The following is a 21,515-nucleotide window of genomic DNA, read 5'->3' as shown; positions in this document are numbered from 1 at the left end:
GGTGATTTTGACAGACATCCGTGCGCCGCGACAGGGCAGACTACGACAGGAGAGGCAGAGAACCTAAACCCGCCGCTCCACCATCATCTTCTTGATCTCGGCGATCGCCTTGGCCGGATTCAGCCCCTTGGGGCAGGTCTGGGCGCAGTTCATGATGGTGTGGCAGCGATAGAGGCGGAACGGGTCCTCGAGATTGTCGAGCCGCTCGCCCTTGGCCTCGTCGCGGGAATCGATCAGCCAGCGATAGGCCTGCAGCAGCGTCGCCGGACCGAGATAGCGCTCGCCATTCCACCAGTAGCTCGGGCACGAGGTCGAGCAGCAGGCGCACAATATGCATTCGTAGAGCCCGTCGAGCTTCTCGCGGTCCTCATGGCTCTGCAGCCATTCCTTGGCCGGCTCCGGCGACACCGTCTTCAGCCACGGCTCGATCGAGGCATGCTGGGCGTAGAAATTGGTGAGGTCCGGCACCAGGTCCTTGACCACCTGCATGTGCGGCAGCGGGTAGACCTTGACCGCACCGGAAATGTCGTCGCAGCCCTTGGTGCAGGCCAGCGTGTTGGAGCCATCGATGTTCATCGCGCAGGAGCCGCAGATGCCTTCGCGGCAGGAGCGGCGCAAGGTCAGCGTCGGGTCGATCTTGTTTTTGATCCAAAGCAGCGCGTCGAGCACCATCGGCCCGCAATCGTCCATGTCGACGAAGTAGGTGTCGATGCGCGGGTTCTCGTCATCATCGGGCGACCAGCGGTAGATACGGTATTCGCGCAGATTGGTGGCACCCTCCGGCTTCGGCCAGGTTTTTCCCGCCTTGATCTGCGAATTCTTGGGGAGCGTGAGTTCGACCATTACCTGCGGTCCTTTCGGATGACGAGCTTCAGCCCGGACCAGACTTCATTCACGGCGGCGACCTTGACGTCGACCAGGTCGCGCTTCAGCGCCTCGGCGCGAATGACGTCCTCGGTGACATCAGTCGGCACCTTCGATGCCTTCTTCGGCCACGAGACCCAGACCATGCCGTCGCGCTTGATCGCCGTTTCGACAGCGCCGAGACGATCCTCGATCTCGGCGCGCTGCCGGGTGAAAGCGTGGACGGCATCATACTTCTGGCGGCCCGAGATCGCCGACCATTCGGCCAGCCGGTCAACCTGGGCGAAATTGACGGCATCGGCCAACACGTCGAGTTCCGGCGGCAGAGCGATGAAAGCGGCGACCATCCCGTCCTTCAGGCCAAGCTTGGCCGGAAGGGGCGTGCCGGAATATCCTGTACTCTCAGACATCAGAACCATCCCGGCCTAGTACGTCGCAAAGGACGCCCCACCAGCTTTCGTAGAGTGCCGGTATTTCGCCGATCGCGTTTCCCTCGCCGTCAACTTTCACAATGCCCCAAGCTACATTTGCCGGATTGAGCTTCGGCTCATCAATGCCACTTGAAATACGAAGAAAATTCCAGATCGCCGAATAGGCGCTCTGAATGCACAGCTCTTTGATAGCCTCGGTGTCGGCACCTTGTTGGACAAGCATATCGAGCGCCGTCTCTGAGGATCGCGAAGCACGCCAGCTTTCAGGCGAGCAAGCTTCAACAACACTGTCAGCCAGAGCCCTCAACACGGTTGCTCTGGCTGTCTGATCAATTCCCTCCGACGCTTCAGAATGTGCCCAGCCGTCCGGGTCTGACACCCCCAGAGCCTGAAAAATGGACACGAGCTGATGCGTCGATGCTGCCATCAATACACCCTGGCCTTGGGCGCGATCTTGGCCGGGTTGATGCCGCCATCCGCTTCCTTGAGCAGCAGCTCGGTGTGCACCGGCCTGTAGCTCAGCGTCACTTTGCCAGCTTCGTTGACGCGAGCCAGCGTATGCTTTCGCCAGACCTTGTCGTCGCGGGCCGAGAAATCTTCGCGCGCGTGCGCGCCACGGCTCTCCTTGCGCGCCGCTGCGCCATGGACGGTGGTGATGGCGTTGGCCATCAGGTTCTCGAGCTCCAGCGTCTCGACCAGGTCGGAGTTCCAGATCATCGAGCGATCAAAGACTTTGAGGTCCTTGAGCTCGCCCCAGATGGCAGAAATGCGCTTGCAGCCATTGTCCAGCGATTCCTGGGTACGGAAAACCGCCGCGTCTTCCTGCATCGCCTTCTGCATCTTTTCGCGTACCACCGCCGTCGGCGTCGAGCCGTTGGCGTGGCGCAGCCGGTCGAAGCGATCCATGATCTTCTCGACCGAGGCTTCGTTGGGCGAGGGAATCGCCGATTTGCGGTCGATCACCTGGCCGGCGCGGATCGCCGCAGCGCGGCCGAACACCACCAGGTCGATCAGCGAATTCGAGCCCAGCCGGTTGGCGCCATGCACGGAGGCGCAGCCGGCCTCGCCCACGGCCATCAGCCCTGGCGACACCTGGTCCGGGTTCTTGGCCGTCGGATTGAGCACCTCGCCCCAGTAATTGGTCGGGACGCCTCCCATATTGTAGTGGACCGTCGGCAGCACCGGGATCGGCTCCTTGGTCAGGTCGACGCCGGCGAAGATTTTCGCCGACTCCGAAATACCCGGGAGCCTTTCGTGCAAAACGGCCGGATCGAGATGGTCGAGATGCAGGAAGATGTGGTCCTTCTTCGGGCCAACGCCGCGCCCCTCGCGGATCTCCAGCGTCATGCAGCGCGAGACCACGTCGCGCGAGGCAAGATCCTTGGCCGACGGCGCGTAGCGCTCCATAAAGCGCTCGCCCTCGGAATTGACGAGATAGCCGCCCTCGCCGCGCGCGCCCTCTGTGATCAGGCAGCCGGCGCCGTAGATGCCGGTCGGATGGAACTGCACGAATTCCATGTCCTGCAGCGGCAGGCCGGCGCGCGCGGCCATGCCACCGCCATCGCCCGTGCAGGTATGCGCCGAAGTGGCGGAGAAGTAGGCGCGGCCATAGCCGCCGGTGGCCAGAACCACCATCTTCGCCGAGAAGCGGTGGATCGTGCCGTCGTCGAGGTTCCAGGCAACGACGCCGGTGCAGGTACCGTCCGGCTCCATGATCAGGTCGAGTGCGAAATATTCGATGAAGAACTGCGCATTGTGCTTCAGCGACTGGCCGTAGAGCGTGTGCAGCATGGCGTGGCCGGTGCGGTCGGCGGCGGCACAAGTGCGCTGCACTGGCGGGCCTTCGCCGAAATTCATCATCATGCCGCCGAACGGCCGCTGATAGATCTTGCCCTCTTCGGTACGCGAGAACGGCACGCCGTAATGTTCAAGCTCGTAGACGGCGGCCGGCGCCTGTCGGACCATGTATTCCTGCGCGTCGATGTCGCCCAGCCAGTCCGAACCCTTGACCGTGTCGAAGAGATGCCATTGCCAGTTGTCGGGGCCCATGTTGGCGAGCGATGCGGCGATGCCGCCTTGCGCCGCCACCGTGTGCGAGCGGGTCGGGAACACCTTGGTGATGCAGGCGGTGCGCAGTCCCTGCTCGGCCATGCCGAGCGTGGCGCGCAGGCCAGCACCGCCGGCGCCGACGACCACCACGTCGAACTTGTGGTCGACATAGGTGTAGGCGGAAGCCGTGCTGGCGGCTTTTGCGTCCTTGGCCAACTCAGCCTCCGAATGCCAGTTTGAGCAGGGCGAAGAGCGAGGCGACGCCGACCGCTATGGAAAAGAAAGTGTTGAGTGCGATCAGCGCCAGCTTCATGCCCTCGCCATGCACGTAATCCTCGATGATGACCTGCATGCCGAGCCGCATATGGTAGAGCCCGGAGATCAGCACCAGCGCCAGGATCAGCGCCACGAACGGATTGGCGAGCGCTGCCCGCACCTCGGCATAGCCGGCGCCGTTGAGCGCGACCAGGAAGCCGACGAAGAACAGCGTCAGCGGGATGTTGGCGATTGCGGTAAGGCGCTGGCGCCAGAAATGCTCTGTACCCTCGCGGGCCGAGCCAAGGCCACGGACCTTGGCCAGCGGCGTGCGCATATCGGTATTCTTGCCGCTCATCGTCAGGCTCCCCGCGCCATGTAGCCGGCGATCCAGATCAGCAGCGTCAGCGCGATCGAGCCGGCCAGCGTCGCCCAGGCAATCTTCGAGGCGGTGTGCTTCTCGAGCCCGGCGCCGGTGTCCCAGACCAGGTGGCGCACGCCGCCCAGCATGTGGTGCATCAAAGCCCAGGTGTAGCCGAACAGCACCAGCCGCCCCAGCCACGAGCCGAAGGCCCAGTTGACGAAATCGAAGGTGGCCTCGGTACTCGCCGCAGCCATCAGCCAGAGCGCCACCAGCAGCGTGCCGAAATAGAGGGCGCCGCCGGTGATGCGATGGATGATCGACATCGTCATGGTGATCGGCGGCCGGTATACGGTCAGGTGCGGCGAAAGCGGCCGTTCACGCCTGGCAGTTGCGCGGGTGGCTGGTGATTTGCTCATGGCTCCCCCAGTTCGGCGTCGCTCAAGCCCCAGGCGGGAAAGCGGCATCGCCGCTTCCGGATGCGACTTCGGACAGCCGGTTTCTAATGCTCTTTTTGCACCGCGTCAAAGCCAGAAAATCGTTTTGGAAACGTCATTTAGTCTGACAAATCGGCAGTCTTTTGCTTCAATCGATTAGGGCACCGGCTCGAAGCCGGCGCAACGTTCGCTGCAGTGCGGTATTGCCGGTAGCACCGTATTACCGTGTGCATGTCACCGGCGTCTTTCCGCCCTTCATCACCAGCGCGTCGCGACCGTCGATCACGATTGCGTCATGTGCGATGCCGAAGCGGCTGTTCTGGTTGGCGGGCGAAGCCGGCAGATCCTCGCTCGTGCCGTCGGGACCGAGCACGCGCAGCGATGTGCCGAGGTTTTCAATGGTCATCCTGCCGCCGTCGGCGCAGTTGTAGGTCGCGGTGCGCGGCTGCGGCGCCGTCAGGTCGGTGGCAGCGGGGGCGACGGCATTTCTAGCCTTCGGCGCGCTGTTTTGCGGCACGCAGGCCGCTACGGCCAAGAGCAGCAAAACCAACGGCGCCACCCAAAATGTCCGGCGAAACGCCATATGCTGTCCTCCCGCGCGGCAAGCTAGCCGCGATGTCTTGCCAAGATCAAGCTCGCTCTACGTCAACCCACCGTGCGGCGCTGTGCGATGGTGCGGCAAGCATGGCCGAAAGATGGCTGCCGGCGGCGGGATATTAACCATGTTCATCAAGATCCTGCCGCCGAAGCCGCCTGGCTATTAACAAAGGTTAAGAAAAGGTTAATTTCTGATTCGAACAGGCTCCAGACCAAAAGGTCGAAGATCACGGAGGACGCGATGCGTTCGAATTCGGGCAGACTGCGCCTCGCGGCGCTCACGCTGGCGGCGCTGGCCGGCTTTACGGCTCCGGCCAGTGCCGGGCTGAGACACCATGATCGCGTCTATGCCGATTCCTTCGGCAATCTCGTCATCGACAGCGCCGCCGGCTACAAGCGCATCATCGTCGGCGAGGGAAAGCTGGCCAAGGAATTGTCCGACTACACCGGCGACGCCCAGCCCGACGTGATCTATGAAAACGAATCGGACGATGTCTCGGGCCACGGCTGCTACCAGCCGCCGGTCTTCGTGAAAGGCCGCTCCTATATGTACGGCCTTTCCGACGGCGAGATGCCGAACCTCAGCCCCTGCCGCTGACCCTGGGCATTGCGCGGTCTTGCCGCGCGACCGGCCCGGCCGAGACGCGCACGCAGTCGCGGCCGCTGCCCTTTGCCTGATACAGCGCCTCGTCGGCGCGCCGCAGCAGATCGGAAAAATCCTCGCCCGCCTGAAGCTCGGCGACGCCGAAGCTGGCGGTGCAGCGATGCTCGACCGGCAGGCTGTCGATGGGCAGCGCGCCGAAAGCGCTGCGCGCCCCTTCGGCGAACAGGCGCGCGGCCGCGAGGTTGGTGCCCGGCAGGATGATGGCGAACTCCTCGCCGCCGATGCGGCCGGCGACGTGATGCTCGGCCGCGGCCTCGCGCAGGAAGCCGGCAAACGTCTCGATGACACGGTCGCCGGCGGCATGGCCGAAACTGTCGTTGATGCTCTTGAAATGATCGAGATCGGCGATCACCAGCGCCACCGGAACGCCCTGGCGCACCGCGTCCTTCAGCGCGATCTCGGCATGGCGCTCGAAGCCGCCGCGGTTGAGCAGCCGCGACAGCGTGTCCGTCTCCGACTTCGACGTCGCTTCGGCCAGCACGTCGCGCACCAGGATGGCCAGCGCCAGCAGCGCCAGCGCGAAGCCGAACACCGTGCCGAGCGATTGCGACACCAACGCGTAGACGGTCTGCCCATAGGCCTGCGGATTGGCGCCCCAGCCACCCAGCGCATGCGCAATGAACGGCTTCGAGGCGAATTGCACGGCACTGGCGGCCAGAACGGCCATCAGCAGGACATCGAGCCGCCCGCGCCTTTGCCTGGACGACCAGACGATGCCGAGGGCCGCGAACTGCATGGCGGCGTAGGGAAGCTGGTAGGCCATCATGCGGGTGAGCGAATGGCGCGGCAGATCCTGCACGAACCACACCGCGACCGAAGCGACGGCCAGGAAGGCCAGCATCGGCGGCCAGGGCGGCGTCACACCGTATTTATGGGCCAGCCCGCCGTTGAAGGCGATGGTGGCGCCGAGGAACACGGCAAAGGCCGTCACAACCACCGGCCTGGCATTGTCGAAGGCCGGGATGCTGAATTCGATGGCGAAATAGGCCATGCCCAGCATGTAGCCGAACGCCAGCCAGCGCGCCGACACGCGGCCCACGTCGTGGATGGCGATCATCATGAAGGCCGCCGCCAGCAGCCCGGCGACGAACAGATTGATAATCAGAATGAATTCGGCGCTGCCCATGGTTCTTCATACCCCGCAGGACAGCAAACCATCGACGGGCGAAAAAGACGTTAACAGGATCGCTTTGGCAGGTGCCGCAACTTACCCGACGCTGGCGTTCTCCGGAACGAAGACGGTTTCCGCCCGCTCATAGGACAGGCGCACGCTGTCGCGGCCGTTCTTCTTGGCCTTGTAGAGCGCCTCGTCGGCGCGCTGCATCAGTGGCGCCAGCCCTTCATCGCCGGTACGGGCGGCGACGCCGAAGCTTGCCGTCACCCTGACACCCGGCGGCAGGGTGGTGACGCCGCCGGACGAATAGAGCGAGCGGATCGCCTCGGCGTACAGGCGCGCCGAAGCCAGGTCGCACAGCGGCAGGAGCACGGCGAACTCCTCGCCGCCAACGCGGCCGGCAGCACCCCGCGTGCCGGTGGCGAAGCTCAGCTTGGCGGCGAAATCGGCGATGACCCTGTCGCCCGCCGCATGCCCGTGCTGGTCGTTGAGCGCCTTGAAGTGATCGAGGTCGGCCAGCACCAGCGCAACCGGGAGCCTGGCCGAGGCGCACTGCCGCAGAAGCAGAGTTGCCCGTTCCTCGAAGCCGCGTCGGTTGAGCAGGCCGGACAGCGGATCGGTGTAGGTCTCGGCCTTCAGCGCCTTCATCACGTCGAGCGCGGCTGCGGTAAACAGCGAGAGCGCGATCAACAGCGACAGCAGCGCCTGCGACAGCAGCGCCGTCGTCCAGTAGGACGAGGAATAGAATCCGTCATAGGTCGTGAAGGGCCCCTGCACGACGACGATGGCGAGGGTACGGCCGATGAAATTGAGCCCGGAAAGCAGCGCCAGCACGAACAGGATCATCTCGGTCGGGCCATTTCTGCGCACGGTGCGCAGTTCCGCCGCGACCAGCAGGCTGAGGCCGCCGAAACCGAAATTCATCGCCAGGATCCGCCATGTCAGGTCGGGCTGGACGAACAGGAACCAGCACAACGCCGACAGGCCGCCGCCCGCCAGAATGCCGATCCCGACATAGGGCACGCGCCGCCCGTAACGCGCCACGATCGCCCCGGCCAGGCAGCAGGCGGCAATGGTGAAGCATATGTTGGACAGGAGCTTGGTCGGTGCCATGCCGATCGGCAGGGTGAAATACTGCAGCAGGAAACCCGCCGGACAGAAGGCATAGCTGAGAGCCAGCACGGCCAGATAGGGACGGTGGCGCTGATGGAACCACAGCACGAGGAACGCAGCGCCGAGCGCCAGCGCTATCGTCGGATTGAGCAGCGCTATGAATAGGCCTGTGTCCAAAGGACCGTGACTTCCCCTCGCTTACGCCGGGGAAGACGTTAGACCCTAAGCCCAAACAAGCAGTTAAACGACGCCGGAAATATGCAGGGATCGTCTCCTATCGGCGGGTGCCGGCGCAATCCTTCAAAGCAAAACCCCGAGCCGCATCGCGGTCTCGGGGTCTGGCATGGGTTCGCAACGGATTGCTGAGGCTCGGACCTATTTCCAGTCGCGGATGTCGACGAAATGGCCGGCGATCGCCGCCGCCGCCGCCATCGCCGGCGACACCAGATGGGTGCGGCCCTTGAAGCCCTGCCGTCCCTCGAAATTGCGGTTCGAGGTCGAGGCGCAGCGCTCATGCGGCTTCAGTCGGTCGTCGTTCATGGCCAGGCACATCGAGCAGCCCGGCTCGCGCCAATCGAAACCGGCGGCGAGGAAGATCTTGTCCAGACCCTCGGCCTCCGCCTGTTCCTTGACCAGGCCGGAGCCCGGCACGATCATGGCATTGACGCGCGGATTGACGGTCTTGCCTTCGACGACCTTGGCGGCGGCGCGCAGATCCTCGATGCGGCCGTTGGTGCAGGAGCCGATGAAGACACGGTCGAGCGCGATGTCGGTGATCTTGGTGCCCGGCGTCAGCCCCATGTAATCGAGCGCGCGCAGCTTCGAGGTGCGCTTGTTCTCATCGATGATGTCTTCCGGGTTCGGCACAATGCCCTGCACCGAGACGACGTCCTCGGGCGAGGAGCCCCAGGAGACGATCGGCGGCAGTTTCGCCGCGTCGAGCACGATCACCTTGTCGAAATGCGCGCCCTCGTCGGACTGCAGCGTCTGCCAATAGGCAAGGGCCGCATCCCAGGCGGCGCCCTTGGGCGCGCGCGGCTTGTCCTTGACGTAGGCGAAGGTCGTCTCGTCGGGCGCGATCAGGCCGGCGCGAGCGCCGCCCTCGATCGACATGTTGCAGATCGTCATGCGGCCTTCCATCGACAGCGCGCGGATCGCTGCGCCGGCATATTCGATGACATAGCCGGTGCCGCCGGCGGTGCCGATCTCGCCGATGATGGCGAGGATGATGTCCTTGGCGGTGACGCCTTCCGGCAGCACGCCGTCGACGCGCACCAGCATGTTCTTGGCCTTGCGCTGGATCAGCGTTTGCGTCGCCAGCACATGCTCGACCTCGGAGGTGCCGATGCCATGCGCCAGCGCGCCGAAGGCGCCATGCGTGGAGGTGTGGCTGTCACCGCAGACGATTGTCATGCCGGGCAGCGTAAAACCCTGCTCCGGTCCGATGATGTGGACGATGCCCTGGCGGATATCGTTCTCGGAATAATATTCGATGCCGAAATCCTTGGCGTTCCTGGCCAGCGCCTCGACCTGGATGCGGCTTTCCTCGTTCTTGATGCCGAACTTGCGCTCCGGCGAGGTCGACACATTGTGGTCGACGACGGCCAGCGTCTTTTCCGGATGCCGGACTTTGCGGCCGGTCATGCGCAGGCCTTCGAAGGCCTGCGGGCTGGTCACTTCATGGACGAGGTGACGGTCGATGTAGAGCAGACAGGTTCCGTCGTCCTGGCGATCGACGACATGGTCGTCGAAGATCTTGTCGTAGAGGGTGCGCGGTGCGCTCATGTGCGTAAATCCGTCGATATGAAAATGGGGAAGAGGTAAGCGCCGGAAGCCATCCGGCCCGGCGAAATCGGCTTGGTGAGTTCGGCCTAGCTAAGTCGGCTGGTCAGCGCGCCGCAGACGCGCGCGGAAAATCGCGACGGCAGGCGTTTTCTGTCCTGCAGCACGAAACCCTTGTAGGCCGGATCGCCAAAAAGCTCTTCCATGGCGCTGCTCATATCAACGTTTTGGCTTTTCGGCAATTGCGGTTGCCTGGCGCGGCTCTGCCTTCTCCTTGTTGTGGGAGAAGGAAAGATGCGCCCCGCTCAAACCACCTCGAACACGAACGTCTTCACCAGCGCCTCCGGATCACCGATCGCATAACAGCGGAACCACGGACTTTCCTCGACCGGCCGCCATTTCTTCGCCTGTTCCAACTCATCAAACACCGCCTGGAACCCGCCGCTCGCAAAAACCTGGTCGCGGACGGTGAAGATGGCGTGGCCGCCCTTTTTCGTGATGCGCACCAGTTCATGCAGGCCGGAGGCCGGCGCGTGGCCGATGGTGAACACGCCAGTCGAGAAGAAGACGCGGAAATGCCCGTCCGGCCAGGGCAGCGGACCGCCGAGCATAGCCTTCTTCAACTCGCTGTAAGCATTGCGGCTGCCGGCGATCTTGAGCATGTCGTCGGACAGGTCGAGCCCGGCAATGTCATGATAGCCCAGCGCCTTCAGCGAAGGCCCGGACAGGCCGGTGCCGCAGCCGGCGTCGAGGAGTGGCCCTTCGCCCAATGGCACATGACGCGCCACCCAGGCGGTGATCAGGAACGGCAGCAGATAGCCGAGCGAGGCGGTCTCGCTGTCATAGTTCGCGGCCCATGCCGCATAGGCCTTGGCGAGCGCTTCCGGCGTATCGGCCGCATAGACGGAATCCAGCGCCGCATTGGCCTTGTCGACGATCATGGGGTTCTCCGGAACGGCTCGCATTTTGCAATCGTAGCGCCGTCTTTGCCGGACTTCTATTCCCCGTGCTGTTTTCGCAGCCGCTTCTCCAGCGCCCGCAAGGCCAGCGACAGGCCGACCGTCAGGATGAGATAGATGTAGGCGACGATCGAGTAGGTCTCGAAGAAGCGGAACGAGCCGGCGGCATAGACCTTGCCCATCTGGGTGATGTCGGCGACGCCGAGCACCGAGACCAGCGAGGAATCCTTGACCATCGCGACGAAGTCGTTGCCGAGCGGCGGCAGGATGGTGCGGATCGCCTGCGGGAAGACGATCAGCCGGAAGCGCTGCGCACGCGTCAGCCCGAGCGCCTTGGCCGCCTCGATCTGGCCCTTCTCGACCGCCTGGATGCCGGCGCGGAAAACCTCGGAGATGAAGGCCGAATAGCCGATGGTCAGCGCCATGATGGCGCGCCAGAGCAGCGACACGTCGCGCACCAAAAGCTCGCCGAGGAGACCGGCATTCTGCAACGGTGCGGTCACAGCGTTCCACGCCGCGACGAAGGCCGGCGCGCCGGCGAAGGCGATCCAGAACAGCAGCACCAGGATCGGCACGCCGCGGATGATCTCGACATAGAAGCGCGCGACCTGGCGCAGCACACGCGAGCCGGACAATCCCATCAGCGCGATGCCGAGCCCGATCGCCGAGGCCAGCGCGAAGGCGACCACGGTGACGAAGACGGTGATGCCGATGCCCTTTGAGACGGTGGCAAAGACCTGGGCGTAGAGGTCGCTCGCGGCGATGAAGATGGCGGCCGCAAGCGCGAGCGCCGCGGCTACGGCCAGCCACCAGGGGAACTCGGATTTGGGGGAGGAAGATGCGGGCGTTGCCATCAGGCGATGCCGGCGACAGAGTCACGAAGGCTGCGTTGTGTCACACCTCCCTCTGTCCTACCGGACATCACACGCGGCAAGACGAGCTCACTGCCCCATCTTGTAATCAAGAAACCACTTCTTGTTCAGCGCATCCAGTGTGCCATCCGCCTTCAGCGCGGCAATCGCCGCGTTGACCGGCTTCACCAGATCCGACCCCTTCGGGAAGATGAAGCCAAAGTCCTCGGTGCCGAGCGGCCCGCCGATCAGCTTCAGCTTACCTTCGGAGGCATCGACATAGCCCTTGCCGGCGGTGCCGTCAGTGAGCACGACGTCGACGTCGCCGGACTTCAGCGCCTGTACCGTGGCGCCGAACGTCTCGAACAGTTTTATCCTTGGGTTCTGCTCATTGCCGTCGAGCACGCTGTAGACGGCGGTGTAGAACGGCGTCGTGCCGGCCTGCGCGCCGATCAGCCCGTCCTTGAAAGCGCCGAAGGTCTTGGCGTCGGTGAAGCGGCTTTCATCGCCGCGCACCAGCATGAACTGTTCCGAGCGCATATAGGGGTCGGAGAAGTCGACCTTCTGCTTGCGGTCGTCCTTGATGGTAATGCCGGTCATGCCGATGTTGTACTGGTTGTCGGAAACCGCCTGGATCATCGCGTCCCAGGAAGTGTTCTGATACTCGACCTTGAAGTTCAGCCGCTTGGCGATCTCGTCCATCGCGTCATATTCCCAGCCGATTTGCTTGCCGGTTTTGGAATCGATGAACTGCAGCGGCGGATAGGCGTTTTCGGTTACCACCACCACCTTCTTGCCGCCGAGGTCGGGCAGCGCTTGCGCCCATGCGGCGACTGGCGCGAGAAGGCAGGCCAGCAGGCCGGCGAGCAGCAGTTTCGATTTGGTCATGACACACTCCCGGAACGTGAAGCGCCCCGATCCGTTTGGGGCCTGCAGGAAAATCCGGCGCCGACTTTAGCTTTCCGCAAGCGCCTTGCAAGCCGATCCGCTGCACCGCTTGGCGCGATAGCGGATTCCCATGCTTTCAATCGGCGGATTCCGGAACGATCGTGTCGCGGTGGGGATCAGTCGCGATCCGCCGCATTCTCGGTAGCGTTCCGCAACCGAGCGACCAAACGGGTGACCGTCTGGTGCAAGGCTTTCAGCTCGCCAGGTTCCAGCGGCATGCTGCAGGCAAGCCCGGAGGACACCTCCTTCATCCGCCCACGCAGCGCCTGGCCCTTGGCGGTCGGCTCGACCAGCACGCGGCGCTCGTCCGCGGCGTCGCGCCGGCGCGTGACGAGACCACCTGCTTCCAGTCGCTTGAGCAGCGGGGTCAGCGTCGCGGAATCCAGGCCCAGCGCCGTGCCAAGCGCGCCCACCGTGCTCGGCGCGTGCTCCCACAGTGCCAGCATCGCCAGATATTGCGGATAGGTCAGCCCGAGCGGATCGAGCAGCGGCCGATAGAGCTTCGTCATCAGCCCGCTCGCCGAATAGAGCGCGAAGCATAGCTGCTGGTCGAGTCGCGGAACGGGAAAAGTCCCGGCGGCAGCCGCCGGGAAGTCGCTGGCACTCTCTATGGTCTTTGTCGTCATGCTGCCTTCGCCGGAAGCGCCACTGCCGAAAGCGCCACCTCGACATTGCCCTTGATGGCGTTGGAATAGGGGCAGATCTGGTGCGCCGCCGATACAAGCGCTTCCGTGGCCGCCTGATCAAGACCTTTCGTCTCCGCCGACAGCGAAACGCCAAGCGCGAAACCGCCCTGGCCATTGGGGTGCAGGCTGACATTGGCCGTCACCGCAGCATCCTCGAGCGGCAGCTTCTGCTTGCCGGCGATGAAGCGCATGGCACTTTCGAAACAAGCCGCATAGCCGGCTGCAAACAGCTGCTCCGGATTGGTGGCGCCACCCTTGCCGCCCAGTTCCTTCGGCATGGCAAGGTCGACGCTGAGCAGGCCATCATTGGTCCGGACATGGCCAGCGCGGCCGCCGACGGCGCGGGCTTCGGTGGAGTAGAGTGCGGGCATTTCGTTTCTCCAATTATTTTGTGCACGAGTGTTTAGTGTACAAGATAATTGGAGTCAACCAAGGCCGGGGGCAGATTTTCCGCCTGGAGCAAGCCGGTCCCATCGGGATGGGCTCTGCCTGCCCGCAAAACGAAAAAAGGCGGCCGAAGCCGCCTTTCCGAAGCATGCGTCTCGAAAACTTATTCGGCGGTAGCCGCTTCCGCGGCCTTGGCGGCCTCTTCGGCGGCCTTCTTCTCAGCCGCCTCCTGGGCGGCCTTCTCGGCGGCCAGCGCCTGCGCGGCGGCCACCTTCTCGGCCTCGATGCGCGCCTTCTCGGCGTTCAGTGCGTCGCGCTCTTCGTCGTTCAGCTTGCGGGCGCGCACGCCGGTGTTTTCCGAAATACGGGCCGACTTGCCGCGACGGTCGCGCAGGTAATAGAGCTTGGCGCGACGCACCTTGCCGCGGCGCACGATCTCGACGCCCTCGACCATCGGCGAATAGACCGGGAACACGCGCTCCACGCCTTCGCCGTAGGAGATCTTGCGAACGGTGAAGTTTTCCTGGAAGCCGGCGCCGGAGCGGGCGATGACGACGCCCTCATAGGCCTGGACGCGGGTACGGGTGCCTTCGGTCACGCGGACCTGGACGCGCACGGTGTCGCCGGGCTGGAATTCGGGAAGCTTGCGCTTGGCTTCGATCTTGGCGGCCTGTTCGGCCTCGAGCTGACGGAGAATATCCATCTGTAAAAATCCACTTCTTGTTCTTCCGACAGTCAGAGCGTCCGACACTCGCCTTGCAGTTCCATTGACCGCTCGGCTATGCCCTTTGTTGGAAACATCGGGCAGGGGCGACTACACCGTCATTGTTGACGGGCCAGAAGATCGCGCTTGGCAGATTGTTCTTCCGGTTCGGGCGGGCACATACAGCTATTTCGACGCTTTGTCACGCCTTGGCCCTGTCTTTTTTGCGCGCATGCCATCACGCAATTGTCCCGGGCGGGGTTGCGCCCACTGCTCAAGCTTCCTAATCCGGGCAAAACACAAGTCCCGGCGCCATCCTCATGTCTGTTTTCGACGCTGTCCTGCTCTTTGCGGCGGGTTTTCTGTCCGGCGCCGCCAACGCGGTCGCCGGCGGCGGCACATTCATCACCTTCGGCGCCATGACGCTGGTCGGCCTGCCGCCGATCGTCGCCAACGCCACGTCATCGGTGACGCAGTTTCCTGGCTACATCACCTCGACGCTCGCCTACCAGGCGGACATCAAGACCTTCTGGCGCGGGGCACTGCTGCTCTGCCTCATCTCGGCGGCCGGCGCGCTGGTCGGCGCGCTCATCCTTCTGGCGCTCGACAATCCCTCGTTCCGCGCCCTGGTGCCGTGGCTGCTTTTGGCGGCAACCGCCTTGTTTGCCGCCGGGCCGTGGCTGAAGCCGGCGCCAAAGCCTGGGCATGAAGCCTCGGTTGGCACTCTGGTCGGCTCGCTGGCGCAGTTTGCCACCGCAATCTATGGCGGCTTCTTCGGCGCCGGCATGGGCGTGATGATGCTGGCGACACTGGGGCTCACCCAGAGCGGCGACTACCATCGGCTGAACGCGCTGAAAAACATGCTGGCCGTGGTCATCGCCGCCATCGCCATCCTGGTCTTCGTCTCGGGTGGCGTCGTCGCCTGGCCGCAGGCGATCGTCATGATCCCCGGCGGCGCGCTGGGCGGCTATGCCGGCGTCTGGATCGCCAAGCGCGTGCCGCAGAATGTCGTGCGCGGCTTCGTCGTCGCCGTCGGCCTGTTTCTCGCCTTTTACTATTTTGCCAAAGGCTGAGCCGGATCAGTCCGATTCCGAAACGTCGTTGGCACCGTCTTCAGGTCGATAGTAGATGTCGAGATTGAGCTTTATGCCGCGCTCACCCAGCATTTGCAGCGTCTGCGGGGTCAACGACAGACCTTGATTTGTCTCGTCGAGCCAGACGCCGCAGAACATGTCCACTTTGTACCGCCGGACGAGATCGGCCCAGATCGCATGGTCTGATGTAAGTGTCTTCAAGATACTTGGGATCTGGTGATCGAGTTGATCGCCTTTGTCGTATCCCGACGACAGCCTCCAGAGTCCATTCAGCGCTACACGAGGTGGTTGGTTTGGGGGATAGGTATGAAGATCCCCTTTCCGAACCGCATAGGTCGGTTGTCCAGCCAAAAGCTTCGTGAGTTGGGCGGGATCCAGATCATCACCGAAGAATCTTAGCGACGCTGAACTCTGGGTAATCTCAGCCATTCTTGACGCGCTCATTTTCCAGCAGATCCGGCCGCCGCTCCTTTGTCAGCTTCTCTGACTCGGCGCGCCGCCAGGCGGCGATCTTCTTGTGGTTGCCCGAAATCAGCACCTCGGGGATCTGTCGGCCCTCGAATTCCTGCGGCCGCGTGTAGTGTGGATGTTCGAGTAGGCCGTTCTCAAAACTTTCTTCCTCGCCCGACACGGCATTGCCCATGACGCCGGGCAAAAGCCGCACCACGGCGTCGAGCAGCACGAGTGCTGCCGGCTCGCCACCGGAGAGGATAAAGTCGCCGATGGAGACTTCCTCCAGCCCGCGCGCCTCGATCAGCCGCTGGTCGACGCCTTCGAAACGGCCGCACAGGATGACCGCGCCCGGCCCCGCCGCCAGTTCGCGCACGCGGGCCTGCGTCAGCGGTTTTCCACGCGGGCTCATCAGCAGTCTTGTACGCGCATCGCCCGGCGGCGAGGCGTGGTCGATCGCCTTGGCCAGCACGTCGGCGCGCATCACCATGCCGGCGCCGCCGCCGGCCGGCGTATCGTCGACCGTGCGGTGGCGGTCGGTGGCGAAGTCGCGAATCTGGATCGCTTCCAGCGACCACGTGCCGGCCTCCAGCGCCCGTCCGGCCAGCGACAGACCGAGCGCACCCGGAAACATCTCGGGATAGAGCGTCAATACCGAAGCGGCAAAGCTCACCGGTTGCCCCCGGCGTCCCTCGGTCCGCGCGGCCGGCCCTTCGGGTCGAAACCGTCGCGGCCGAGCGCCTCGCCCTCTTCGTCTTCGACCAAGCCGGCGGCTGCCGGATCGACGCGAACAAACCCTTCGGCGATCGACACTTGCGGAACGGCGGCTTGGGTGAAGGGGATCAGCACGCCCTTGCGGCCGCCAAGCGTCACGTCGAGGATGTCGCCGCCGCCGAAATTGTGCACGGCGACGACCTTGCCGATCTCGGCGCCGGTGTCGTCCCTGACCGCCAGCCCGACGAGGTCGGCATGGTAGAACTCATCCTCCTCGCCATCGTCGGGCAGCATCGAGCGGTCGACGAACAGTTCGGTGCCGGCGAGCGCCTCGGCGGCATTGCGGTCGCTGATGCCCTTGAACCGCACCACGACCACGGTGTTGGCCGGCCTGATGTCGATGATCTGGAAGGCGCGGCCGTCCCTGGCATAGAGCGGCCCGTAGTCGGCCAGCGCCAGCGGCTCACCGGTAAACGTCTTCACGCGCAGTTCGCCCTTGATGCCATGTGCGGCGCCGATCACGGCCATCTGGACGGGGTTCTGGGGCTTGCTCATGGCGAAAGGTCCTTTGCCTTGCTCTAGCCCTAGCCAGTTGTCATTTCAATGACGCGCTCTTCACCGCTTCCTAACCCGGCTGGCCGAAAATGCCCGGGAACTGGAAGAACGCCATGCAGGAATTCCTCATCCCGGCGAAACCCGACCTTCAAGCGGCGCGCGAAAGCTGGCTGAAGATGCTGGCGCGCGAGCGCCGGCTGTCGCCTGAGACAGTCGAAGCCTATGAGCGCGACACGCGCCAGTTCCTGCATTTCCTGACCGGACATTGCGGCGGCCCGCCCGGCATTTCGGATATCGCCGATCTGCGCCCGGCAGATCTGCGCGGCTTTCTCGCCGCCCGCCGCAACGCCGGCGCCGGTGCCCGCACGCTCGGCCGGGGGCTGGCCGGCATCCGCTCGCTGTTGCGCTTCCTCGAGCGGCGCGGTCTCGCCAATGCAGCGGGTGCCGCAGCGCTGCGCGCACCGCGCCAGCCAAAGTCGCTGCCCAAGCCACTGACCGCCAGCGACGCAAAACATGTCGTGTCGGTGGAGGGCCAGTTGGCCGAAGAGCCATGGATTGCCGCCCGCAACGCCGCCGTGCTGACGCTGCTCTATGGCTCGGGTCTGCGCATTTCCGAGGCGCTCGGCCTCAGCGGCGCCGACCTGTCGTCGGAGGGCGACACCGTGCTGCGCATCACCGGCAAGGGCGGCAAGACGCGGCTGGTGCCAGTGCTGCCGGTGGCATTGAGGGCAGTTGCCGAATACCGCAAGCTCTGCCCCTATCATATCGATCCGAAGGGCCTGCTGTTTCGCGGTGCCCGCGGCGGCCCGCTCAACCCGGCCATCGTCCAGCGCGAGATGGCAAAACTGCGCTCGGCGCTCAACCTGCCCGATACGGCGACGCCGCACGCGCTGCGCCATTCCTTCGCCACGCATCTGCTGGGACGCGGCGGCGACCTCCGAACCATCCAGGAACTGCTCGGTCATGCCAGCCTGTCGACCACCCAGATCTACACCGGCGTCGACACGGCAAGGCTGCTCGAAATCTACGACTCCGCGCATCCGCGGGCGTGAACCCTTCAAATTTGCGGCGCCGATTAACGGTTTTGCCGCTTTTTTCCCTTAAGACGCAGGCCATGAAACGCGTCATCGCCATCGCTGACCGCGCGGCCATTGTGTCGCTCAAGCTGCTTGTTGCGCTCAACGTCTTGTTTTTCCTGTCTTTCCTGATCGTCGCGCTGCTCGCCGCCGGCAGGGCGCATGCGCAGACGCTAGCCTGCAGCGGCGCCGACATGCTGTCGGCCTTGCAGAAGGACAACCCGGACAGCTACCGCAAGATCGAGACGGAGGCGGCCGCGACCCCGAACGGCAAGGGCCTGTTGTGGAAACTGGAAAAGGCTGGCGAGAAGCCATCCTTCCTGTTCGGCACCATGCATATGACCGACCCGCGCGTCACCACGCTGCCGCCCGCCGCGCAAACGGCCTATGACGCCGCCGACACCATCATCATCGAGACCACGGAAGTGCTCGACAAGCAGAAGATGATGGCGGCCATGCTCAAAGAGCCGGACCTGATGATGTTCACCGACCACACGACGCTGTCGTCGCTGCTGTCGCCGGATGACGCCGCGGCGGTGAACAAGGCGCTCGACGCGCGCGGCATCCCGCCGGGCAGCGTCGCCAAGATGAAGCCGTGGCTGCTGTCAGCCATGGTGGCGCTCCCGGTCTGCGAGGTCGCCCGCCAGGCCGGCGGCACGCCAGTGCTCGACGTCAAGCTCGCGCAGGATGCCATGGCTTCAGGCAAGACCGTCGAAGGTCTGGAAACGGTCGCCGACCAGTTGCGCGCCATGGCTTCGCTGCCGCTCGCCTTTCACATGAAAGGGCTGGTCGACACCCTGAAGCTCGGCGACAAGATAAACGACGTCAACGAAACCATGATCGTGCTCTACCAGCGCGGCGACACCGGCATGTTCTGGCCGCTGTTCCGCGCGATCCTGCCAGGCGATGGCGATGACGCGGCGGGCTACGCGGCCTTCGATCAAACCATGATCACCAGCCGCAACCAGGTGATGGCTGAGCATGCCGGACCGATCCTCGCCCGCGGCAACGCCTTCATGGCGGTCGGCGCCATGCACCTTCCGGGCGCGCAAGGCCTGGTCGAGGATTTCCGCAAGGCCGGCTACACCGTCACCGCCGTCAACTGACCTGCACGGTCGGGTTGTACGCCGAATCACACGCGGCCTGGTGCTTGTCGAGATTCGCCCTGATTCGCGGTCCGGTCACGCATCGGTCCTGTTTCCAGCGAAAAAGGCCAAAACGGTTGGCTTCCGCTCGCTCGCGGCCAAATTTGCGGGGGAAACACATGCCAACCAGCGAATCCGGGTTAAAATTGCCCTGCTTTCGGCATTTTCCAGGCGTAGTATGAAACCCGTTCAACGGTTGCGCGTTGATGGGTGTTGATTGATACTTTTCATCCACGGAGGACACTTTTATGGCGAACCCCAACGACCCCTTCACCTCTCCTGGCCCGGCGCCCAAATCGGGCGGCGGCGGTAGCGGCTGGCTCATTGCCCTGGTTGTCATTATCCTGGCCATTGTCGCCTACTACGTTTTCGGAAGAAGCGGCGAACACCCCACGGCGCCCGCCGAACCGCCGGCCGCCAGCACACCGGCGCCTGCTCCCGCACCGGAGCCGATGAAGCCCGCCGAACCGGCCCCTGCGCCCGCTCCGGCACCTGCGCCTGCGCCAGAACCCGCGCCGGCTCCCGCACCAGCGCCTGCGCCTGCGCCTGAACCCGCACCGGCTCCTGCGCCAGCCCCGGCGCCCGCACCGGCCAACTGATCAGGCTGCTGAGTTCAACGACGAACGGCCCGCCGAAAGGCGGGCCGTTTTGTTTGGGGCGATGAGTGCGATTGGCCAGAAGCTGCCACACCCTTCGTCCCCTCGAGCTTGACCGAGGATCCATGCCCCGACCGTTGCCGCAGAATGCCGCGGAGCAGAACCTGCACTGCCGCAACGCTCAGATGTCACGGCATGGATCCCAGGGTCTGCGCGACGCCGCTTCGCGGCTGCCTCGCCCAGGGATGACGAAATCGGAAGCGTTCGGCCCGTCGGCTCTAGATGTGGATCGGCTTGAAGAACGTGGCCAGCGCCGCTTCCTTCACCGCTTCCGACATCGTCGGATGGGCATGGCAGGTGCGGGCGAGGTCTTCCGACGAGCCGCCGAACTCCATCACCACCGCCGCCTCGTGGATCATCTCGCCGGCGCCGAAGCCGACGATGTGGACGCCCAGCACGCGGTCGCTTGCCTTGTCGGCCAGGATCTTGACGAAACCGTCGGTGTGCAGCATGGCGCGCGCCCGGCCGTTGGCGGTGAACGGGAATTTACCGGCCTTGTAGTCGATGCCCGCCTTCTTCAATTCCTCCTCGGTCTTGCCGACCGAGGCGATTTCCGGGCTGGTGTAGACGACACTTGGGATCACGTCATAGTTCACATGGCCGGCCTGGCCGGCAATGGTCTCGGCAACCGCCACACCCTCGTCCTCGGCCTTGTGGGCGAGCATCGGTCCGGCAATGACATCGCCGATGGCGTAGATGCCCGGCATGTTGGTCCTCAGATGGCCGTCGGTCTTGACCCGCCCGCGCTCGTCGACCTCGACGCCCGCTTCCTTCAGCCCGAGACTGTCGGAATAGGCCCGGCGCCCGGTCGAGATCAGCACCGTATCGGCCTCGATCGTCTCGGCCGCACCACCCTTGACCGGCTCGAAGGTGACGGTCGCACCTTTCTTCGCCTTGGCGACGCCGGTGACCTTGGCTCCGAGCTTGAACTCGAAACCTTGCTTGGAAAGCATGCGCTGGAACTGCTTGGAGACCTCGCCGTCCATGCCGCCCAAAATGGTGTCGAGAAATTCGACCACGGTGACCTTGGCACCGAGCCTGGCCCACACCGAGCCGAGTTCCAGCCCGATGACACCGCCGCCGACCACCACCAGATGGGCCGGCATTTTGGCCAGCGACAGCGCGCCGGTAGATGAGATGATCACCTTCTCGTCGATATCGACCTTGACGCCGGGAATGCCGGCGACGTCGGAACCGGTGGCGATGACGATGTTCTTGGTCTCGATCTCCTCGACCTTGCCGTCCTCGCCAGTCACCGACACCTTGCCCGCCGCGACCACCTTGCCGGTGCCGCGAAAACTGTCGATCTTGTTCTTCTTGAACAGGAAGGCGACGCCGTTGACGTTTGCCGCCACCGTGGCGTCCTTGTGCGCCATCATCTTCTTCAGATTGAGCTTCGGCGTCACCTCGATGCCCAGCGTATCGAAGGAATGGCCGGCCTCGGCAAACATCTCGGAAGCATGGAGCAACGCCTTGGACGGGATGCAGCCAATGTTGAGGCAGGTGCCGCCGAAGGTCGCGTTCTTCTCGACCACAGCCGTCTTCAGCCCGAGCTGCGCCGCCTTGATGGCGCAGACATAGCCGCCCGGTCCCGATCCGATGATAACGACGTCATAAGCCATGA

At 64.2% G+C, this 21,515-nt stretch carries 26 protein-coding genes; 4 read left to right on the top strand and 22 right to left on the bottom strand.

Translation table 11 applies throughout. The features are described from left to right. Window positions 1-63 precede the first annotated feature (63 nt). The 7 genes from AC1RUK_RS28955 to AC1RUK_RS28925 form a co-directional block, all read right to left on the bottom strand. On the bottom strand, window positions 64-843 hold the full coding sequence (locus AC1RUK_RS28955; RefSeq protein WP_436169829.1) for a succinate dehydrogenase iron-sulfur subunit: 780 nt from the start codon (window positions 841-843) through the stop codon (window positions 64-66). Continuing rightward, on the bottom strand, window positions 843-1,274 hold the full coding sequence (locus tag AC1RUK_RS28950; protein ID WP_481837892.1) for a DUF3052 domain-containing protein: 432 nt from the start codon (window positions 1,272-1,274) through the stop codon (window positions 843-845). Before AC1RUK_RS28950 ends, AC1RUK_RS28955 begins: the two co-directional genes overlap by 1 nt. Then, window positions 1,267-1,722 (bottom strand): hypothetical protein, encoded by a 456-nt coding sequence (locus AC1RUK_RS28945; protein ID WP_481837893.1) that lies wholly within the window; start codon window positions 1,720-1,722, stop codon window positions 1,267-1,269. Before AC1RUK_RS28945 ends, AC1RUK_RS28950 begins: the two co-directional genes overlap by 8 nt. Further along, entirely contained in the window at window positions 1,722-3,560 is a 1,839-nt protein-coding gene (sdhA, locus tag AC1RUK_RS28940) for a succinate dehydrogenase flavoprotein subunit (RefSeq protein WP_481837894.1), read from the bottom strand. The genes AC1RUK_RS28945 and sdhA overlap by 1 nt, the downstream gene beginning before the upstream one ends. A 1-nt stretch (window position 3,561) precedes the next feature. Next, window positions 3,562-3,957, bottom strand: a complete 396-nt coding sequence (gene sdhD, locus AC1RUK_RS28935) for a succinate dehydrogenase, hydrophobic membrane anchor protein (protein ID WP_481837895.1) — start codon at window positions 3,955-3,957, stop codon at window positions 3,562-3,564. A 2-nt stretch (window positions 3,958-3,959) separates the two neighbouring features. After that, window positions 3,960-4,379, bottom strand: a complete 420-nt coding sequence (gene sdhC, locus AC1RUK_RS28930; RefSeq protein ID WP_481837896.1) for a succinate dehydrogenase, cytochrome b556 subunit — start codon at window positions 4,377-4,379, stop codon at window positions 3,960-3,962. A 238-nt stretch (window positions 4,380-4,617) separates the two neighbouring features. Further along, window positions 4,618-4,980 (bottom strand): hypothetical protein, encoded by a 363-nt coding sequence (locus tag AC1RUK_RS28925; protein ID WP_481837897.1) that lies wholly within the window; start codon window positions 4,978-4,980, stop codon window positions 4,618-4,620. Between the two features lie 255 nt (window positions 4,981-5,235). Between AC1RUK_RS28925 and AC1RUK_RS28920 the strand changes: the two genes are divergently transcribed. Continuing rightward, window positions 5,236-5,592: a hypothetical protein gene (locus tag AC1RUK_RS28920; protein WP_481837898.1), complete on the top strand. Its 357-nt coding sequence runs from the start codon at window positions 5,236-5,238 to the stop codon at window positions 5,590-5,592. On the opposite strand, the gene AC1RUK_RS28915 is transcribed toward AC1RUK_RS28920, so the two are convergent. The 9 genes from AC1RUK_RS28915 to rplS all read right to left on the bottom strand — a co-directional run bounded on the left by AC1RUK_RS28915 (window position 5,576) and on the right by rplS (window position 14,201). Continuing rightward, window positions 5,576-6,784: a GGDEF domain-containing protein gene (locus tag AC1RUK_RS28915; RefSeq protein ID WP_481837899.1), complete on the bottom strand. Its 1,209-nt coding sequence runs from the start codon at window positions 6,782-6,784 to the stop codon at window positions 5,576-5,578. The two genes, AC1RUK_RS28920 and AC1RUK_RS28915, sit on opposite strands and share 17 nt — an antisense overlap. 81 nt (window positions 6,785-6,865) lie before the next feature. Next, on the bottom strand, window positions 6,866-8,062 hold the full coding sequence (locus tag AC1RUK_RS28910) for a GGDEF domain-containing protein (RefSeq protein WP_481837900.1): 1,197 nt from the start codon (window positions 8,060-8,062) through the stop codon (window positions 6,866-6,868). Between the two features lie 198 nt (window positions 8,063-8,260). Beyond that, a complete protein-coding gene (gene leuC, locus AC1RUK_RS28905) occupies window positions 8,261-9,670 on the bottom strand; it encodes a 3-isopropylmalate dehydratase large subunit (RefSeq protein WP_481837901.1) in 1,410 nt (469 codons plus the stop codon). A 302-nt stretch (window positions 9,671-9,972) separates the two neighbouring features. Continuing rightward, complete coding sequence (locus AC1RUK_RS28900; protein ID WP_481837902.1) at window positions 9,973-10,608, bottom strand: class I SAM-dependent DNA methyltransferase; 636 nt, start codon at window positions 10,606-10,608, stop codon at window positions 9,973-9,975. Between the two features lie 56 nt (window positions 10,609-10,664). Beyond that, the gene (locus AC1RUK_RS28895) at window positions 10,665-11,480 is read right to left on the bottom strand and encodes an amino acid ABC transporter permease (protein WP_481837903.1); all 816 of its coding nucleotides are present in this window, start codon (window positions 11,478-11,480) and stop codon (window positions 10,665-10,667) included. 87 nt (window positions 11,481-11,567) lie between these two features. Beyond that, entirely contained in the window at window positions 11,568-12,365 is a 798-nt protein-coding gene (locus tag AC1RUK_RS28890) for a transporter substrate-binding domain-containing protein (RefSeq protein WP_481837904.1), read from the bottom strand. A gap of 176 nt (window positions 12,366-12,541) precedes the next feature. After that, the gene (locus AC1RUK_RS28885) at window positions 12,542-13,051 is read right to left on the bottom strand and encodes a MarR family winged helix-turn-helix transcriptional regulator (RefSeq protein ID WP_481837905.1); all 510 of its coding nucleotides are present in this window, start codon (window positions 13,049-13,051) and stop codon (window positions 12,542-12,544) included. Continuing rightward, window positions 13,048-13,482 (bottom strand): organic hydroperoxide resistance protein, encoded by a 435-nt coding sequence (locus AC1RUK_RS28880; protein WP_481837906.1) that lies wholly within the window; start codon window positions 13,480-13,482, stop codon window positions 13,048-13,050. Before AC1RUK_RS28880 ends, AC1RUK_RS28885 begins: the two co-directional genes overlap by 4 nt. A 179-nt stretch (window positions 13,483-13,661) precedes the next feature. After that, a complete protein-coding gene (gene rplS, locus AC1RUK_RS28875) occupies window positions 13,662-14,201 on the bottom strand; it encodes a 50S ribosomal protein L19 (RefSeq protein WP_481837907.1) in 540 nt (179 codons plus the stop codon). 320 nt (window positions 14,202-14,521) lie between these two features. Between rplS and AC1RUK_RS28870 the strand changes: the two genes are divergently transcribed. After that, complete coding sequence (locus AC1RUK_RS28870; protein ID WP_481837908.1) at window positions 14,522-15,274, top strand: sulfite exporter TauE/SafE family protein; 753 nt, start codon at window positions 14,522-14,524, stop codon at window positions 15,272-15,274. 6 nt (window positions 15,275-15,280) lie between these two features. Here AC1RUK_RS28870 and AC1RUK_RS28865 read toward each other — a convergent pair whose 3' ends face one another. From AC1RUK_RS28865 to rimM, 3 genes are read right to left on the bottom strand one after another with little or no spacing between them, the layout of a single operon-like run. After that, window positions 15,281-15,724, bottom strand: a complete 444-nt coding sequence (locus tag AC1RUK_RS28865) for a DUF4279 domain-containing protein (RefSeq protein WP_481837909.1) — start codon at window positions 15,722-15,724, stop codon at window positions 15,281-15,283. Next, window positions 15,717-16,418 carry a tRNA (guanosine(37)-N1)-methyltransferase TrmD gene (gene trmD, locus AC1RUK_RS28860; RefSeq protein ID WP_481837910.1) on the bottom strand — a complete coding sequence of 234 codons (702 nt, stop codon included), beginning with the start codon at window positions 16,416-16,418 and terminating at the stop codon, window positions 15,717-15,719. Before trmD ends, AC1RUK_RS28865 begins: the two co-directional genes overlap by 8 nt. Beyond that, on the bottom strand, window positions 16,415-17,014 hold the full coding sequence (gene rimM, locus AC1RUK_RS28855) for a ribosome maturation factor RimM (RefSeq protein WP_481837911.1): 600 nt from the start codon (window positions 17,012-17,014) through the stop codon (window positions 16,415-16,417). The genes trmD and rimM overlap by 4 nt, the downstream gene beginning before the upstream one ends. A 113-nt stretch (window positions 17,015-17,127) precedes the next feature. Between rimM and AC1RUK_RS28850 the strand changes: the two genes are divergently transcribed. Together AC1RUK_RS28850 and AC1RUK_RS28845 are read left to right on the top strand one after the other, a co-directional pair. Further along, complete coding sequence (locus AC1RUK_RS28850) at window positions 17,128-18,066, top strand: tyrosine recombinase XerC (RefSeq protein ID WP_481837912.1); 939 nt, start codon at window positions 17,128-17,130, stop codon at window positions 18,064-18,066. 62 nt (window positions 18,067-18,128) lie between these two features. Further along, entirely contained in the window at window positions 18,129-19,196 is a 1,068-nt protein-coding gene (locus AC1RUK_RS28845; protein WP_481837913.1) for a TraB/GumN family protein, read from the top strand. Here AC1RUK_RS28845 and AC1RUK_RS28840 read toward each other — a convergent pair. The 3 genes from AC1RUK_RS28840 to lpdA form a co-directional block, all read right to left on the bottom strand. Then, window positions 19,189-19,575: a hypothetical protein gene (locus AC1RUK_RS28840; RefSeq protein WP_481837914.1), complete on the bottom strand. Its 387-nt coding sequence runs from the start codon at window positions 19,573-19,575 to the stop codon at window positions 19,189-19,191. The two genes, AC1RUK_RS28845 and AC1RUK_RS28840, sit on opposite strands and share 8 nt — an antisense overlap. Further along, a complete protein-coding gene (locus AC1RUK_RS28835; protein WP_481837915.1) occupies window positions 19,575-19,925 on the bottom strand; it encodes a hypothetical protein in 351 nt (116 codons plus the stop codon). Before AC1RUK_RS28835 ends, AC1RUK_RS28840 begins: the two co-directional genes overlap by 1 nt. Before the next feature lie 184 nt (window positions 19,926-20,109). After that, window positions 20,110-21,513 carry a dihydrolipoyl dehydrogenase gene (gene lpdA / locus AC1RUK_RS28830; protein ID WP_481837916.1) on the bottom strand — a complete coding sequence of 468 codons (1,404 nt, stop codon included), beginning with the start codon at window positions 21,511-21,513 and terminating at the stop codon, window positions 20,110-20,112. Window positions 21,514-21,515 lie beyond the last annotated feature (2 nt).

It is taken from the genome of Mesorhizobium monacense (assembly GCF_056781675.1).
This window is presented reverse-complemented; position numbering and strand designations above follow the sequence as displayed.